Origin of the sequence: Pseudomonas sp. GM102, assembly GCF_000282555.1 — a bacterium.
Lineage (GTDB): Bacteria > Pseudomonadota > Gammaproteobacteria > Pseudomonadales > Pseudomonadaceae > Aquipseudomonas.
This window is the reverse complement of the sequence record NZ_AKJB01000060.1, coordinates 51,164-66,083: the sequence shown is the minus strand read 5'-3', so window position 1 is coordinate 66,083 and position 14,920 is coordinate 51,164. Positions and strand designations below refer to the sequence as shown.

Annotated in this window: 19 protein-coding genes; 4 read left to right on the top strand and 15 right to left on the bottom strand. The window is 58.8% G+C overall.

Annotated elements, in window-relative coordinates; all coding sequences use genetic code 11:
- The first annotated feature begins 281 nt into the window (after positions 1 to 281).
- A complete protein-coding gene (locus PMI18_RS14410) occupies positions 282 to 689 on the top strand; it encodes a DUF3742 family protein (RefSeq protein ID WP_007901087.1) in 408 nt (135 codons plus the stop codon).
- Here the strand turns inward: PMI18_RS14410 and PMI18_RS14415 are convergent.
- From PMI18_RS14415 to PMI18_RS14430, 4 genes are read right to left on the bottom strand one after another with little or no spacing between them, the layout of a single operon-like run.
- Positions 682 to 2,220 (bottom strand): conjugal transfer protein TraG N-terminal domain-containing protein, encoded by a 1,539-nt coding sequence (locus PMI18_RS14415; RefSeq protein WP_007901085.1) that lies wholly within the window; start codon positions 2,218 to 2,220, stop codon positions 682 to 684. The two genes, PMI18_RS14410 and PMI18_RS14415, sit on opposite strands and share 8 nt — an antisense overlap.
- 10 nt (positions 2,221 to 2,230) lie before the next feature.
- Entirely contained in the window at positions 2,231 to 2,539 is a 309-nt protein-coding gene (locus PMI18_RS14420) for a hypothetical protein (RefSeq protein ID WP_007901082.1), read from the bottom strand.
- A 3-nt stretch (positions 2,540 to 2,542) separates the two neighbouring features.
- On the bottom strand, positions 2,543 to 3,925 hold the full coding sequence (locus PMI18_RS14425; protein WP_007901080.1) for an integrating conjugative element protein: 1,383 nt from the start codon (positions 3,923 to 3,925) through the stop codon (positions 2,543 to 2,545).
- The gene (locus PMI18_RS14430) at positions 3,922 to 4,797 is read right to left on the bottom strand and encodes a TIGR03756 family integrating conjugative element protein (protein WP_238542606.1); all 876 of its coding nucleotides are present in this window, start codon (positions 4,795 to 4,797) and stop codon (positions 3,922 to 3,924) included. The genes PMI18_RS14425 and PMI18_RS14430 overlap by 4 nt, the downstream gene beginning before the upstream one ends.
- Between PMI18_RS14430 and PMI18_RS31545 the strand changes: the two genes are divergently transcribed.
- Positions 4,724 to 4,948, top strand: coding sequence for a hypothetical protein (locus PMI18_RS31545; protein ID WP_238542609.1), 225 nt, complete (start codon positions 4,724 to 4,726; stop codon positions 4,946 to 4,948). The two genes, PMI18_RS14430 and PMI18_RS31545, sit on opposite strands and share 74 nt — an antisense overlap.
- 35 nt (positions 4,949 to 4,983) lie before the next feature.
- On the opposite strand, the gene PMI18_RS14435 is transcribed toward PMI18_RS31545, so the two are convergent.
- A complete protein-coding gene (locus PMI18_RS14435; protein ID WP_007901074.1) occupies positions 4,984 to 5,238 on the bottom strand; it encodes a helix-turn-helix domain-containing protein in 255 nt (84 codons plus the stop codon).
- A gap of 169 nt (positions 5,239 to 5,407) precedes the next feature.
- Here PMI18_RS14435 and PMI18_RS14440 point away from each other — a divergent pair, with 169 nt between their 5' ends.
- Positions 5,408 to 5,665: a LasR-specific antiactivator QslA gene (locus tag PMI18_RS14440; RefSeq protein WP_007901072.1), complete on the top strand. Its 258-nt coding sequence runs from the start codon at positions 5,408 to 5,410 to the stop codon at positions 5,663 to 5,665.
- A 40-nt stretch (positions 5,666 to 5,705) separates the two neighbouring features.
- Here PMI18_RS14440 and PMI18_RS14445 read toward each other — a convergent pair whose 3' ends face one another.
- From PMI18_RS14445 to PMI18_RS14485, 9 genes are read right to left on the bottom strand one after another with little or no spacing between them, the layout of a single operon-like run.
- Positions 5,706 to 8,459, bottom strand: coding sequence for a conjugative transfer ATPase (locus PMI18_RS14445; RefSeq protein WP_007901071.1), 2,754 nt, complete (start codon positions 8,457 to 8,459; stop codon positions 5,706 to 5,708).
- On the bottom strand, positions 8,459 to 8,875 hold the full coding sequence (locus tag PMI18_RS14450) for a TIGR03751 family conjugal transfer lipoprotein (protein WP_007901070.1): 417 nt from the start codon (positions 8,873 to 8,875) through the stop codon (positions 8,459 to 8,461). Before PMI18_RS14450 ends, PMI18_RS14445 begins: the two co-directional genes overlap by 1 nt.
- On the bottom strand, positions 8,838 to 10,358 hold the full coding sequence (locus tag PMI18_RS14455) for a TIGR03752 family integrating conjugative element protein (RefSeq protein WP_007901067.1): 1,521 nt from the start codon (positions 10,356 to 10,358) through the stop codon (positions 8,838 to 8,840). Before PMI18_RS14455 ends, PMI18_RS14450 begins: the two co-directional genes overlap by 38 nt.
- Positions 10,348 to 11,163 (bottom strand): TIGR03749 family integrating conjugative element protein, encoded by an 816-nt coding sequence (locus PMI18_RS14460; RefSeq protein ID WP_007901064.1) that lies wholly within the window; start codon positions 11,161 to 11,163, stop codon positions 10,348 to 10,350. Before PMI18_RS14460 ends, PMI18_RS14455 begins: the two co-directional genes overlap by 11 nt.
- Complete coding sequence (locus PMI18_RS14465) at positions 11,160 to 11,801, bottom strand: PFL_4703 family integrating conjugative element protein (protein WP_007901048.1); 642 nt, start codon at positions 11,799 to 11,801, stop codon at positions 11,160 to 11,162. The genes PMI18_RS14460 and PMI18_RS14465 overlap by 4 nt, the downstream gene beginning before the upstream one ends.
- Positions 11,798 to 12,211: a TIGR03750 family conjugal transfer protein gene (locus tag PMI18_RS14470; RefSeq protein WP_007901045.1), complete on the bottom strand. Its 414-nt coding sequence runs from the start codon at positions 12,209 to 12,211 to the stop codon at positions 11,798 to 11,800. Before PMI18_RS14470 ends, PMI18_RS14465 begins: the two co-directional genes overlap by 4 nt.
- Positions 12,212 to 12,218: 7 nt before the next feature.
- Entirely contained in the window at positions 12,219 to 12,590 is a 372-nt protein-coding gene (locus PMI18_RS14475; RefSeq protein WP_003174125.1) for a TIGR03745 family integrating conjugative element membrane protein, read from the bottom strand.
- A 17-nt stretch (positions 12,591 to 12,607) separates the two neighbouring features.
- Positions 12,608 to 12,841, bottom strand: a complete 234-nt coding sequence (locus PMI18_RS14480) for a TIGR03758 family integrating conjugative element protein (RefSeq protein WP_007901041.1) — start codon at positions 12,839 to 12,841, stop codon at positions 12,608 to 12,610.
- A complete protein-coding gene (locus tag PMI18_RS14485; protein WP_007901039.1) occupies positions 12,838 to 13,173 on the bottom strand; it encodes an integrative conjugative element protein, RAQPRD family in 336 nt (111 codons plus the stop codon). The genes PMI18_RS14480 and PMI18_RS14485 overlap by 4 nt, the downstream gene beginning before the upstream one ends.
- Positions 13,174 to 13,476: 303 nt before the next feature.
- On the opposite strand from PMI18_RS14485, the gene PMI18_RS14490 reads away from it, so the two are divergent.
- Positions 13,477 to 13,848 carry a histone-like nucleoid-structuring protein, MvaT/MvaU family gene (locus PMI18_RS14490; RefSeq protein WP_003174122.1) on the top strand — a complete coding sequence of 124 codons (372 nt, stop codon included), beginning with the start codon at positions 13,477 to 13,479 and terminating at the stop codon, positions 13,846 to 13,848.
- Between the two features lie 270 nt (positions 13,849 to 14,118).
- Here the strand turns inward: PMI18_RS14490 and PMI18_RS14495 are convergent, their stop codons facing one another.
- Positions 14,119 to 14,850, bottom strand: a complete 732-nt coding sequence (locus PMI18_RS14495; protein WP_007901031.1) for a TIGR03747 family integrating conjugative element membrane protein — start codon at positions 14,848 to 14,850, stop codon at positions 14,119 to 14,121.
- Between the last annotated feature and the right edge of the window lie 70 nt (positions 14,851 to 14,920).

Here is a 14,920-nt window from a genome sequence, read left to right as displayed (position 1 = left end):
TCGCACTTGGGGAAGAACCATCACCGAAGTGACGTAGCCTTGAAGGTTCTGGCTGCCTGGGCAGGGTGCTGTCGATAACAGCGATCCGTACCTTGTATTTAACCGGACGATTTGTATGGGTCAATGACTGTAGAGACGCTGTTTCACGGAGCTTGTCTTCTGTCTTCTAGTGAAGATTTTTCGGCTGGGGCAAACTGATAAACGGTCAGGCACGGGCCGTTTTCAGTAGTACGCTATTACTCTTGTCTCAACCATGAAAACGCTCAGAAGAGGGCGAGACCATGCCGATTCAGCAACCTGTTCAGAGTTCACGTGCCCACCGCTGGGCGTACGTCTGTGGTATGTCGGTGAAGCGTGGTTACCGTAGGTTGAGAACGTTTGAATCCCACGTGGTTGAGCGTGCGGAGACAACAGATATGCCCGCAGGTAAATTACTTGTTCGCGGGAGTTTTCTGATTGCCAAACTGGCAATGATTGGAGGGCTGCTCTTTATCGGTTTCTGGCTGGTCGCTTCTGTTGTGGTGGTGATCGCTGTGATTGCCCTTCTGCAGTCCAAGGCTGTCATCGACACGGATTTTGAAGAGGACAATCCAGGTCCTGACTACCTAGGGGCTAACTCCTATCTTGGCAACTACGATGACAATGGCCATTACATAGGTCATTTCAAATCATCTGATGACGTCAGATAAGCTTCTTCGTAGCACCCATCAACTGATCCGTTCCTTTGCCCGCTGCACCATGCGCGGCTTTGCTTGCACCACCTAGCATCCCCTCAAGGCTGTTGCCGATCGAGTAGCCAGCCCAGCTCATGGCGACCAAAAACAGTCCAGGCAGCACCAAGAACATCGCCCCCATCACATACTCGATCACCTGCGCGGTGACCGTCCCATCCATAAGTCCGGATGTGGGCAGCGACAACAGCACCTGATTGGAAGCCGAAACCTGATTGTACAAGGTATCGAGCATGCTGGAGTCGACCCAGCGAGCCAGTTCCCACCAGAAGCTCAGCATGTGTAAGGTGAACAGCGCGAACGTCACCGTCATGACGGTCTTCAACTGGTAGGTACTGACCAGCAGGATCAGCGGCAAGCTGATGATGACGCCCATGATCAGGAACGCCTGCACCATCGGCAGGGCGGCGCGTAACGCATTCATTGCCGGGAAGTTGCTGAAGGAACCTAGGGCCAACCCGGTGTTGGTGGCGAGGTTATTGAGCCCCTGATTGATCGAGCCGCCGCGAGCGCTGGAGCCATAGTCCTGGTACACCTGTCCGGGCGACATGGACATCGATTGCTGACGCGGGCTGACCAGTTCGCGCAGGGTGGCATCCTCTATCTCGTTGCTCGAACGGCCAGTCAACCAACCTTTCAGCTGAGTCAGCAGCGAGGGATCAACCTGCTCGATCAAGCGCCCGCGCAAGCCGACACCGCTGTCGCTCCACCACTGCTTGCAGGTGGGGTAGCCCGCACCATTCTCCAACCGAGGCAAGGAAACATCGCGGCTTTCGTCATATGGCCAGCTGACTCGTGGTGTGCGTGAACGATCGGTGTCGTAGTAGCCCGGTGTGTCGAGAAAATAGCTTGAGCCGATCCAGGACGCGTCATGACTTAGTGCCTTGTCCAACTGCGGACGGTTGGTGAACAGCCGAGAACGGGAATAGCCATAGCAGTCGCGGGTGAAGTCGGCGACTTCCTGCAGCAGTACCTGGCTATCGATGCGCGAACTGTCGATCTCCATGCGCATCTGCCGGATATCCGGTGCGCAAGGGATGGAGGCGGTGGCCGCCGCGGTCACACCTTTGCTCAAGGCATGCACCAGAAACCACCAGATCGGTACGTTGGCGGAGCGTTCGCCGATAGTATTGAAGGTCGTCCCCCAGGCGGTTTCCGCCGGCTTGGCCACACTCACGCCGCAGCGCTGACTCGCCGCGTCATCGAACGCCATTGACGTGAGGCTCAACGGAAAGACCGGAGCGCAGCCGAACAACACGATGATATAGGCCAACCACAGCCGGTTCTCAATCCGCGGGACCGACAATAGTCCCTTGTTGCCTTCATCTGCGCCTTGCTGACGGGCCGATAGCCATTCTTGCAGGATGATTGCACCAAAGGGCGCGGCGAACAGCCCGGTGTCGGACAGGACGCTCCAGAGGCCGTTGTTGATGATCCAGGCCAGCAGGGAGAGGTAAAACTCCAGGTAGCTGTTGGTGCTCATGAGCATGGTGGTGACCTCACAATCGAGTGAACTCGACGTAGCTAAAGAGCACGAGCCCTAATGCCCCGATGCGTTTCACGCGCAGTCGATCCAGTGGTCGATGTCGGTAGCGCCGAAGCAGATCCCACCAGAGCGCAAAGAGGGCGCCGTAGAGCAGGGCACGCCACCACCGCAGATAGGGCCGTACGGATTCGAATGCCTGCTGCCAGGCCTCGAAACTACCCAGCGCAGTGCGGCCGATCCATGCGACCAGTGCGGCAGTCAGGATCATCACCGCGGCAATCCCCAGACTCGAAAGCAAAGTGAATAGCGGTGAGCGTTTCATGGCTCACTTGCGCCTGGCGTCAGCATCTTTGAGTCGACCGGGCTCGGGGTCGCCTTGCTCGACGGTACGCGAAGCATCGGCACCACCGGCATGCCGGTCGAGCACCAGGCTGGCGGTGTTGGTGGCCAGCATCTGCCGGACCTGCAGTTCGGTCTGCAGCAGGCGTATTTCGCGCTCCAGAGCGTCGATGTTTTTCGTCAAGGCGGTTTGGGCCGGCTCGGCGGAGGCGATGTTCGGTTCGTGACTGCCCGCCAGCAGGGTGCGCAGTAGCAGCAACGCTTTGTCGAGCACACTGGACAAGGCCGTCTCACTGGCCAGGCGCCGTGCCAACAGATCCTGGTCGGGATCGTCGCGCAGGGCTTCAACCACACCACGAGTCACCGGCAGCATCGGGCTGGAGGCTTTAGCCAGATTGTCAGGGGTAGGCGGCAGTGAACCCGACAGCAACCCTTGCAGGGCCTTGAGGCGCTCGGTGTAGGCCTCCTGAATCAGCGGCGTCAATCCGCTGCCAGCGGTAGCACGAAGGGTTTCGCAGGTGTCGCAGGTTGCGACTTCGCTCTCGCCCAACACGCGAACGGCCCATTCGGATTCTTCCTGGGGCGAAGCCCATGTCTGGCAAATAGTCCCACCCAGGCAATCACTGCTACTGATCGAGGCACTGTCATCCACCGAGCGGTTATGCAGCAGGTTGTAGCCTGCGCGCACCACGTCAGAGGTCACCCGGATGGGTGTCTGCCCGCTACCTCCAGCCTTCTGGCCGCCGACCCAGGACACCCCATTGTTGCCGTTATGGGTCTCGGTATTTTTTACCGCGGCCACCGCATCACCGCCGGTTTGCTCCAGATTGCCTTGCATCTCCTGGTTCTTGGCCAACGCGCCCCAGCCGGCTTGACCGACTTTGTCCGCCATCTTTTCGGCCATGGCCTGGCAGGTCAGCTTGGAGCGGTCGAAGTCGATACGCCCTTGCATCACTCCGTTACTGAGCAACTCATAGAGGCCGGGGTTGGCGCGCTGGATAATCAACGCCGGCAGCGACATCACCGCTTGGGTCGCGTTCTGCACGATGCTGCCCATGATCTGCTGGAAACCTTCGGTGACGCCGTTGAGCTGGTTTTGCAGGGTGTTGGTGAGGCTCATGTTTCCGCACATCATGTTCGCTCGCCATGACCCACCGACACCAAGACCACTGGGTCGGTAGAGCGAACTCGGTGAGCCGACTGCCGAGCCGCCACCAATGGTGTACATCACCCGGTCGTCGAGCACTTCGCCTTGAGTGCCCAGACGGTAATCGCCTTCAGCGGCGTGGGCATGCATGGCCATGGCGAGCAGTCCGTAGAGCAACAAACTCACCACGCCCAACCATGGTCGTCCGAGAAACCGACTCATGACGCACCGCCTTCGAAGTCGATGCTGAACAGAAAGGTCTGCCCCTCACGCTTGCAACAGCTATAGGGCCGCCACAACGACCAGGCGTAGCCGCCATCCGCGCCCGGTACCGGATCGCTGGGGAAGATGGCGCAAGTCGGTTGAACCTGGGGGTAGAGCAATTGCCATTTGTGGGTCGAAGCGTCGTTTTCAACGATCGGACCAGGCGGCCAGTAGCCGTCGCGTTTGGCGGGCGTGAGCGGTACATACACATGCGGCTGTCCGTTACGGGTAATCACATCGCCAGCACGTTGCGCCATGACCGCGGCCGCCTTGAAGTCGTCGGGCTGTACCAGTATGCCTTGGCGGGGATAGACGTTGCCCCACATGTTTCCCGAAGCCTGACGACCAATTTCACGGATCCCCGGCATGAGTGACTCGGGGTAGAAACTTTCTGGGATGCCCTGGCGCCAGGCCAGTGAGTCCAGGGTGCTCAGGTAGTAGGGCATGAGCGCAGTTGCACCGCTGGCGCAGGCATAGCCGGATTGCGAAGCCAGTTGCGTGGCGGCCCAGCCACCGGGGTGGCCGATACCGTCGACGTTCTTGAAGCGGGGCAGGTTGTCGCGGTGGGTGTTCGGGGTGATCAGGTTGCCGCCACCTTCCGCGCCGCTGATGGGAGAGGAGAGGGCGGCCATCTCTGTCCAGGGGTTGTTGCCGGTGGTGGCATAGCTCGAGACCACCAACTCAGGAATGAAATGACGAACCTTCATCGAGGTTTTGACTGTGCAACCGAAGGGCGTGCAGAGGAGCCAGAAACAAATGCCGACGATCCGGTATTCGAGACAGCCTGAAGAAAGCACGGAGGACGTGATGCTGCCGCTGTCCAGCGCCATGCTTGGGCCGCACACTAACAGGACGCTCAGCGCCAAGGGCCTTAGCTTTGTGGGTGGGATTGACGAGCAGGCAACAGGCATGATCCAGGCTCTTGGTGTATGGCCTGGGCAGGTTCAGTTACGGGCTGAAGACTGTCAGTTGAAATTATGAAGGCGGGTCTATCGGGTTTGTGAGACGTGAGACTATTATTTGACGTGAAGGGCGCTGCGTAGGGTATCGGGTTCCACAAGTAACTGATCTGCGGTAATTTCGAAAATATTGGCGAGTTTGCACAGGACCAACAGCGACGGATTGCCCGTGCATCGTTCGATTTGACTGACGTAGGTGCGATCCACCTCGGCCATGAGCGCGAGCTGCTCTTGGGTAAGGTTTCTCACGCGTCGCATCAAGCGGATGTTTTCCGCCAGCTGCAGACGAAGCTGTTCGTAGTCTTGAGTCATGCGCGCAAATTGCGCTTTGAGGGACTCTCAATCCACGGGATATAGTCTACATTGGTAGTGATCTAGGCCATTTGATGCTCATGCCTGTTATCGAGCGTTCATTTGGTGTCGTTAAGCTTTTCGAAGCTGTACTCCTTGTCTAACAATAATTCAGAAATCTAGGGTGTGTATGGACGAAAACTACATTTCAATTCCGGCGGCGGATGGTTGCCCAAGTCTTCTGACACCTTGGGGCAACGAATTTGCCCCGATGATCGAACGTGGCGTGCAATGCGCTCAGGCTTGGCTTGATTCAACCGGTGAGATACCCCTGTGGTGGGAGCTGGCGCAAACCCGCAAGACCTTTCCTGTCGGTGACTGCCAGGATGCCTTCGAAGCCGGATTCCTGTTGAGGATTCAGCAGCGGCTCCGGGGCGTACCGCAATAACCGGTCACTCGCTTTAGAGCGAGAGCCTCAATAGATTCCCCTATGCGGGTTCTATTCCTCGCGCTCTATCGATCCGTTCAGCTACCCTATACGCCGCTTCCAGTTCTGAGCAGCCGTTCTCCTGCATCAGCGTCCAACGCTCGGCTTTTTCCTCGGGCTCGGTCATGGCCAGGGCGAGGTAAAGGCTGGGTGGCACGGCTCGAAACAGTGTCTCGAGCTTCTTCGACAGCACGACCCCCTCAGTGTACTTCCCCGGCTCCTTACTGGCGGAGAGCAACAAGGCTTTCTGCGCCGGCGTGAGTTTCTTGAACCGTGCGATCTCTTCGATTTCCGCGGGCGGCATGTTCAAACAAATCCACCATTCGATCATGTTGAGCATGGTCTGCGCGGCAGTGGGAAAGTCAGCAAGGTTCTGGGTTGCCAGCCAGAACCAAGCGCCGAGCTTGCGCCACATCTTGGTCCCCTTGACCACGAATGGCGCCAGCAGCGGGTTCTTGGTGATGATATGGCCCTCGTCGGTGACCATGATGATCGGTCGGCCTAGGTACTGGTCGCGCTCGGCAAGGTTGTTCACGGTGTTCATCAGGCTGATGTAGCTGATGGACATCTGTGCCTCGTAGCCTTCGCGAGCGTAAGTGGCGAGATCGACAATGGTCACATCGCTCTCGGGCCAAGGCGTGCCCTCGCGATCGAACAGTTCACCCTCGAAACCCTGGCAAAACAGGTCGATGGACTCGCCCATTTCCTGGGCACGCTCGCGACGCTTCTCCGGCAAGTGCGGGTCGGCGGCGACGCGCAGCAAGGCGTCGCGCACATCGTGGGTCAGCACCTGGCGACCCGCCGCGACACAGGTCTGCGCCGCATCGAGAATGCACTCGCGGATCAAGCTGCGATCGGCCCGGCTCAGGCGGGCTTCTTCCTTGGCCTCGCCGCCAGTGATCATCAGCCGGGCGGTGATTTCCAGTTCACCGAGAACATCGCGCTGGTCCTCGCGACTGGCTACCGCATCCTCGTCCCACTCATCGATCGACAGACTCGCCACTTGATCCGGTTGCTCGACCAGGCGCCAAGCATCGGCAAAGGGCGCAAGGCTGACGGAGGCGCCAGGTTTCAATTGGACCTTGTTGACCGACAGGCCTTGTGTCGCGAAGTAGTCGCCCTGCAAGCCGAATGAGTTGCCGGCCTCGACGATAAATAGGCGAGGGCGGTACACGGCCATGACCTGCATCAGTAAGGTGACCAGGGTCGCCGATTTGCCGGCGCCGGTGGGGCCAAACAACAACAGATGACCATTCATGGCCCGGTCCAGGCGTGACAACGGATCAAAACTCAACGGCGAGCCGCCACGATTGAACAGGGTGATGCCCGGGTGGCCGGTGCCGGTGCTGCGACCCCAGACCGGAACGAGGTTCGCCAGGTGTTGAACAAACATCAGGCGGGTGTACCAGTTGCGCGTGTCGCGGGACGGGTTGTAAGCCATCGGTAACCAACGCAGGTAACTGTTGCAGGCGGCGACTTCATCGCCTTCGCGTACCGGCTGCAGGCCCGCACCCAGTAGTGCGTTAGCCAGGCTGACCGAGCGCTGGTGCAATTGCTGCTCATCGTGACCGCGCACGTAGAACGCCAGGGTGCCGCGGTACAGCTTGTGCTGACGACCGATGATCGCACGAGCCTCTTCGACATCCTGACGGGTCTGGGTCGAGGCCAGGTTTTCACCGATGGCTTTGCGCGCCAGGCGGTTTAATTGGTCCTCGAGTACGTCCTGCGGCTTGATCACCAGGGTCAGACTCATTACCGTACCTTCGGGTAACTGGTCGAATAGGGCATTCACCGCGTCACCCTTGCGGGTTTCGCCGGTGAGTTGGCCAATCAACGGTGCCCGCCGCAGCTTGTCCACTACCATCACGCGATGGGGTTGGCCGTCGAAAAACCAGAGTCCGTGCTGCACATCCGAACGCGGCTCATTGAAGAACAGCCGCTCGGCGAAGTCATGATCGAAGGGCAGTTCCAGCGACTCACCGTCGCCCGACTCCGGATAGGCCACGCGGCGATAGAACTCCTCGGGCGCTTCATCGGTGAGACAGGGGGCCGGATTGAACCAGGGCAATAACCAGGCATACAGACCTCGACCATCGACTCGCATCGATTGCACCCCGCACGCCTGCAACGAAGCCGCGATACGTTCGCAAGCCTGTTGCAGGGATTGCACCGGGGTGAGTCCCGTCTCCTCAGCGTCAGACTCAAGCCAGCGATAGACCACCAGTCGCACCCGACGGTTATTGCCGCGCCAGGGCAGGCGCGTCACCACCTTATCCTCAAACAGGCCACCGGGCTTGGCGATGGCCTTCAGATGACGGCGGCTGAGCTCTAAATACGCCTCGGTGAAGACCGTGGCTCGCGCGCTGTCCTGGATATAATTGGTGAGCCGGGTCAGGTAGGGGGTGAAGTCGTTGTCATCCTGGCAGAAAAACTGCGCCACCCAAGGCGCTTGATCCCGCTCGTCAAAGCTGTCCTGCAGGGCGTCCTCAAGGGCATCGCGGGCCGCCATCAACCAATCGGGTTCGCGTCCTTCGGTGCCGATGGGCAGCAACTCGAACAGTGCACCCACCGAGCGATTGTCATCGAGCAGAAAACACTGCTCGGTGTCGAGGTACTCGACCCAAGGCAGGTGATCGGTGAAGCTGGGGTTGTGTGCATAGAGTGTGGCGTCATCGGCCAAGGTGGCGCGAGAGCGCAATGGATTGCGCCAGGCTTTCCACGCAGGAGTAGGGGGGCCCGAATCGCCGGTACGCACTACAAGTCTTCCTGACGTTCACCCGGCAATGCGTACTGCACACGCTGGTAGAACGGAAAGACGGTCGAATAACCCGGGACCGGTGCCTGCTCGGTACCGCTCAGGTGCGGATACACGTACAGCACCAGATCGGGATTGGGCAGGCGAGGGAACAGGCTGCGGATCTCGTTCGCTGCGGTGCGCGTGTACGGTTCCTGGAGAGAGGCGGAGAAATCTTCCTGGACCAGCGGACGGCGTAACTGCTGCCGAGCATCCAGCAGTTGCTGCTGAGTGCCTTGCGAACCGACACCGTTCCAGATGTCCAGCATGCTTTGCTCGCCATGGGGCAGCAGCGTCTCCTTGTCGGTGGAACACCCCGCCAGGACTAAGCAAAGCAAGCTAATCCAGATCAGGCAGGGAGGCATGGTCTTTTTCATGGCGAACGCTCCGGCCCTTGGGCTCGTAGTCGATGGTGATCTCATGGTCGAGGTGCAGCGCGACCTGTGCGGCCGGTGGCACGTACACGGCAGCAAAAGCCTCGCCATACAGCTTGTTCACCCACTCGCGGATGTCGCTGACCCCACCACTGAGGATTGAATTCAGCGCGCTATTACCCGTGCTACTAGTGACCCCGAGCGTACTGCCGCCCGAACTGATCACGCTGCTGTTGTTCTGCTCATCCCCGAGCAAGGCGGCGACACCGGCGCCGGCCGCCGTGATGAGGCTCTGGCTGCCGAGGTATTGTTGGGCGTTCGAGCGGCGCTCGCCTGCAATGCAAGGAATGCCATACGGATCGGACAGGTAACCGAGTCCACCACGAATCTTGTCGGTGTTCGAACTCTGGGTGGTGGAGGCATTGCGGCTGGCGACCGCCTTCGGCTGAGGCACCGTACGGATGGTGCTATCGGTAAACACAAAGGTGATTGACTCGACCTGCCCACGCACGCAGGACAGGGTCCAGTCACCGGACGCCGTGCCGCTCATCACGGCACCCGCGACGTCCGGCAGGTCGATGCCGTTGGCCGTCAGATTCTCCGGACCGACCAGCACCTTGAAGGGATAGGGATCATTCACGGTGCCGTCCACCGGGACCCGGCCAATCAGCGCGGTCATGGCGACTGAGCCCATCAATGTGGCGTTTTCGGGAATGGTGTAGACCGGCTTCGCGCCTTCGGTACGATCAGCGGATCGTGTCGGGTCACGCTCACCCTCACCCTGGGTGACTGCACGTAGCTGTTTCTGGCTGCGATCAATAGCGTTATCGTTCAAGCCTTCCAGTGAGTTGAAGGCGGTAGGGAGACTCAATGCGGGGGAAGTCTTGGTTTTACCTCGGGCGTCGGTGGACGGAGCATCCGAGGGTTCAATCCACTGCAGCGCATCATTGGCAGAGTGCTGCCCTTCAAACTGAGCACCGTCGCCGGGCTCAAGCCCCAATCCGATCGGCATGTCCTTGCCTTTGCCGGTCAGTCCCGACAACTGGTCCTGCAATTGCGTCAGCAAACCGCGAGCCTGACGACTGTCTTGTTCGGCTTTGAGTCGGGCCTCGTTGGCTTGACGGCGGCCTTCGTCGACCTGCTGGGTCACGCTGCCAAGCGCGGTCTGGATACGCGAATCGACACTGTTTTCCCGCTCGCGTAGGCGGTTGTTCTCCGTCTGCAGTGAATCGTTGTGTTTCTTCAAACCGAGCATGTCGCTGCGCATGGCCTTCACCTGGCCGACCAGGGTGGCGACCGTGTCGCGTGGGGTGTCGCCCGCAATGCCGAGCGACTTGGCTTGCTCGGCGGATAACTGAATGTTGCCCTGATTAACCGGGTGCTCTGGAGAGGGAGTACTACCCGCGACCCAGCTTTTCAGGATGATCAAAACCACGGCCAACAACGCCGCCGGTACCAGCCATTTGAGCAAGGCGTTAGCTTTCATCGCTAGCACCTCGCGCAACGGGCGGAGGTAATAGCACCGCGTGTTCGAGGCCGGCACCGCGGGTGACGAGGTAGGCAATCGTGGTGTCTTCAGCACTGCCGACAGGTCCGAGGAAAGCATGCTGGAAGGCCGCGGCAAATAGCTTGGCCTGAAGCTGGCGCGGATCGAGTTGCACCGTCTCTAAGCCACGATTGCGCAACTTCACCGCCGTCACCCAGTAATCACCGAGTCGCCAGGCGGCGATGGGCGTGCTGGACACGTTTTCGGTCGGCAGCAGGGCCGGCAATTCGGTGCGCAGCTTGAGCGGGACGCGGCGTACGCCGGGCAGGGACTCCACGGTGCGCAGAGGCCCGTACAGGCTTTGCGCGGCGTAGCGCGTCAAAGCGACCGGGATCGGTGTACGTTCTGGAGCCGGGACGGTGCTAGAGTCAGCTTCGGCAGCTTGCTCCTGAGCGTTCTTGAGAATACGCACGGGCTCCAGCGGTTGATCACCAGGCGTGGCCGCGATATCCAGCAGGATGATTTCACCCGTCGTGACCGATTGCAGTTGCAGTCGGGTCGGGGCAATGGCTTCCGACGCGCGCAGGTACAGCGTGCCGCCAGTTGATTGTACGCGCAGCTTACCTGTCAGGGTTGAGGGCACGCCGACTCGAACATTCTCATCGACAAAGACCACCCGTTCCTGATTGATCACCAGAGGGACCGCGAGGGGTAGGCGTTCCCAGTGCATCAGCTCGACGGCCTGCGCTGCAGCTCCCCATAGCATCAGTGCGACGGTGAGTCCCAGGGTAGACATCCGCTTCATGGCTCACCTCCAGGCAGGGAGATTTTTTGCGGAGTGCCCTGATAACAATCCAGTGCCAGCCCCCATTTATTGCGCTCGGGATCCTGGTCGAAACGCACTACGCGTAATGGATAACGCACCACCACCCGTTTCACCGGTTCCGCGGCGTAATATTCATCGGCATTGAGGTCGAGCTTGACCAACCAGCTGTCGCGGTCGAGTTGCTTGACCCTGAGTTCCGGATCCTCACTGTAACCTCGACCCAGAATTTCGTAGACGCCACGCACCCGCTGGCGCAGTTCGCCGGCGGCCTTGCGGTACTCGTAGTCGCCGTCGAGGAAGGCCTTGCAGGCGGGTGTCAGGTAGGACTGCAAACTATAGATAGCGCGGCGATAATCCTGCTCGCCATCCGAGGGCCAACGGTTGAGCTGACCGAAGATGTACAGGGCAAAGGCATAGACATTCTCTGAGGGGATATCCCACCACTTGCGCGTGCTGCCCGAGCGCAGATCCGGGGGGACATGCACGGTCAGATCGGTCGGTGCCGAGCGCCAGCCGTACCAGAGTCCGGCACAGAGCAGGGTCAGGATCATTACCGCCAGGCGCAGACTGAAGATATGGGCCTGTTGGGCATCCACCTTGTTCCGAAATCGGCTCATGGCTGCCACCGGGACAGGGCAGGACGCAGTCGACTCGAACGGCGAACCGTCCAGGCGCCGGAGTGGAGGATCAGACTGCCGCGACCCAAGCGCCAACGGCTGGCCAGTACCCATTCGAGCTTGCGGTACAACCAGGTCTCGGGGCGGGCCCGTTTGGCCCGACGCAGTAGCGTGCCACCGGCAAATAGCACCAGCGCCATGCTTGCGATCATGCTGGTCGGCGCCACGGCAATCGAGGCGGTGGCGATCGCTAAAGGCACGCCCAGCATCAGACCGACGAGTGCGCCGGCACTGAGTGCCACCCACATCTCATCATTGGTCAAACCGCGCAACACGGCGGGATCACGATTGAGTCGCTCCGGCAGAAAGACCAAGGTGCCGTCGGCAAGACGTTCGATAGTGTCGTTCATGCCAACCTCACAAAATCGCGGCGGCCTTGGTCAGAAACCAGATGATGATCACCACCAGCAGGGCGCCGATGCCAACCACCGCGCCGAGGTCTTTCCAGGTCTTGCGCTGGTTCTGCACGTCGGCATACACGGTCAGGGAATGCCACGCCACACCCAAGAAAGCGAGCAGGGCGATCAGCAAGCCGAGCAGGATACCGCCGTCGTAGGCGTAGTTTTTGATCGTCTCGATCAACCCGGAACCTTCACCACGTGAAGGCGCTTCCATGGTCGGGAGTTCGGCAAAAGCCAGGCTTGGACCGAGCACCAGCAGCAGACCGATCAAGCGCTGGCTCGCGCGATCACGCAGGTTGTTTTTCAGGGGGACAAGGCACTTGAGCATGACGGCGATCTCCTGGATTAGGAAAGGGTGAAGAACATCAGGACCAACAATGCGAGCAGCACGCGCATGGCGCTGCCACCGAAGGCTCCAAAGCGCACACTGCCGGCGGCCCACCCCCGGTAAGCCGTCCACATCACCCAGGCACACCAGAGCAAAGCCAGGGCGAGAACCAGGGACAGCCAGAGCGTCGAACTGCTCTGCGGTGAGAAACCGGAGGCGTTTTGGAACGCCGAGGTCTGAGCTTCAGTCATGGCGACGGCTCCGCGGACGGAGTGTCGAGGCGGTATTCGCCGACCAATTCAGCGGGATCGCGGGGTTGCGCACGGGAAGGAAACAGGTATCCCAGCACACCATGGCGGATGCGTTGGATGTCTTGAGTCAGTTGGGGATAGTCGAAGCGATAGCGGTCATTTGGTTCAAAGGTACTGGCTACCTCAGCTTGCGTCGCAAGGCGTTCGATAATGTCGAGTTGTTGCTGGACCAGGCTGAGCTGTTCCTGCTCATGAGCAGATGCGGCATAGCTGCTGCCTTGAACAATGGTCAGTGAAAGGAGCAAAAAGTTGCGATAGATGGTAATCGACATGATGCTGGCCCATGTGGAGATGGAGCCAGAATCAAGTTAGCGTTTGAATTATTCAGTATTAAACGCGAGGTGCGATGTATCGCTTTTTTAGGGGGAAGCGGAAGAAGACACTCACACTACATCAGCAATCGATTGGACCATAAAGAAAGCTCAGACAGCACTCTTACCCATTAATAATGTGTTGTTCATGCAGCAATGAGTGGATTTGCTCGTGCTTGAAGGCAGCATGGGTGACGAAGAGCTAATCATCGCTTAACATTGGAATGTTCATTTTTCATTTCCCTAAACTGAAGGAAGTTTCACATGTCTCGGTTGGTTGAATTTCGTAAGCTTGAGCAACAACTGGCCGAACAGCTCGCAGAGCTTGAGTCGATGAAAAGTGATTCCGGCCTGAAAAAAGAAATGGAATTTGAGAGCAAATTGCGGGCGTTGCTTGGCGAGTACGGCTTCAGCTTGAAGAACATCATTAGCATCCTAGATCCAGAGGCTGGCCGTCGTACCTCGACACTAATAGCAGCTCCTGTGAAGGCCGCCCGTAAAGCTCGCGATGTGAAAATTTACAAAAATCCGAACTCTGGTGAGCTGATCGAAACCAAGGGAGGTAACCATCGGCAGTTGAAAGAATGGAAAATCGAGTTTGGCGCAGACGTTGTCGAGTCGTGGCGTACGCAGTAAGAACGGTTTGATTGCAAGGGCTCTGCATGCGCCCTTGTTTGTTGGTGAGGGTGATGAGTCCTGAATGCGAATCTTGGTCCCTCTCCTGCACCAATCTTGAGGCACACTCCCAAACTTTGGGAGCCTCCCTTTCACTCAACACTTCGCTCGAAGTGGGGAATCTCGGTCGAATTCTGGCGGGTTAACTCGTGCGGTGTATCAGTTCTGCAGACGCTGGATAACTATCCTGATACCAGGGGGATATACGACGGAAAATATAATTTTTCCGAGTCAGAGATATTTCTTAAATGTAGTTGCCGTGATTGCCATTGCGATGCCAAGCATTACAGCACAAGGCAAAAATACGGCCATAGGGTCGAGCGAAAAGGGCAGGGACAGGTAAATGACCCAGGGCACGACCAACAGTGGTATCACTGCTCGTTTAGCGCGGTGATAGACAAAACTGCTTTCTCGCCCGGCTCCAAATTTGCGCAGGTCGCGACGCATCAAGCCATCGACAAAACCGGTGAGCGTGGCCAACAAAAATAGTGGTGTTGCCAGGACCAGAATGGTTAGGCGCACCACGAAGGTAAAGGTCACATACACCGCCGCCAGCACGAAATCCTCAATGCTCACGTAGAGCTGATTGGTCCAACTCCAGAAACTGATGCCCTGGCTCGATACCCGCGCCTGCTGGGCAAAGTCCGCAAAGCCGGTCTTGACCAACAACCACTGATTGAGAAAATCCAGCCACTGGACAATCGTTGCCCCTGGCTGTCGGATGAGAAGTGAAGATTTGAAGTGCTCGCTGAGCCAGCCCAATTCACTGGTTAGCGTGGCCTGACTATGCCGCCAGCCCTGATCACCCCAGAAGAGCAGCAGGCCCGCGAACTCGATGAGGATCGAGAACAGCAATGAGGCGATCAGCAAACTGATGACGCGCAGTACCAGGCTGATCGCCGAGACGATTAATCCAGGGCGTTGGATCGGTTGTGGCGGCGTGTTCTGGGCGGAAGTCGCCATTGTTCACTCCATTGCGCGCTGCAAAGTTATGTCGTCACAACGCCTTCTGGATCGTTTTCTGCTGAATCGA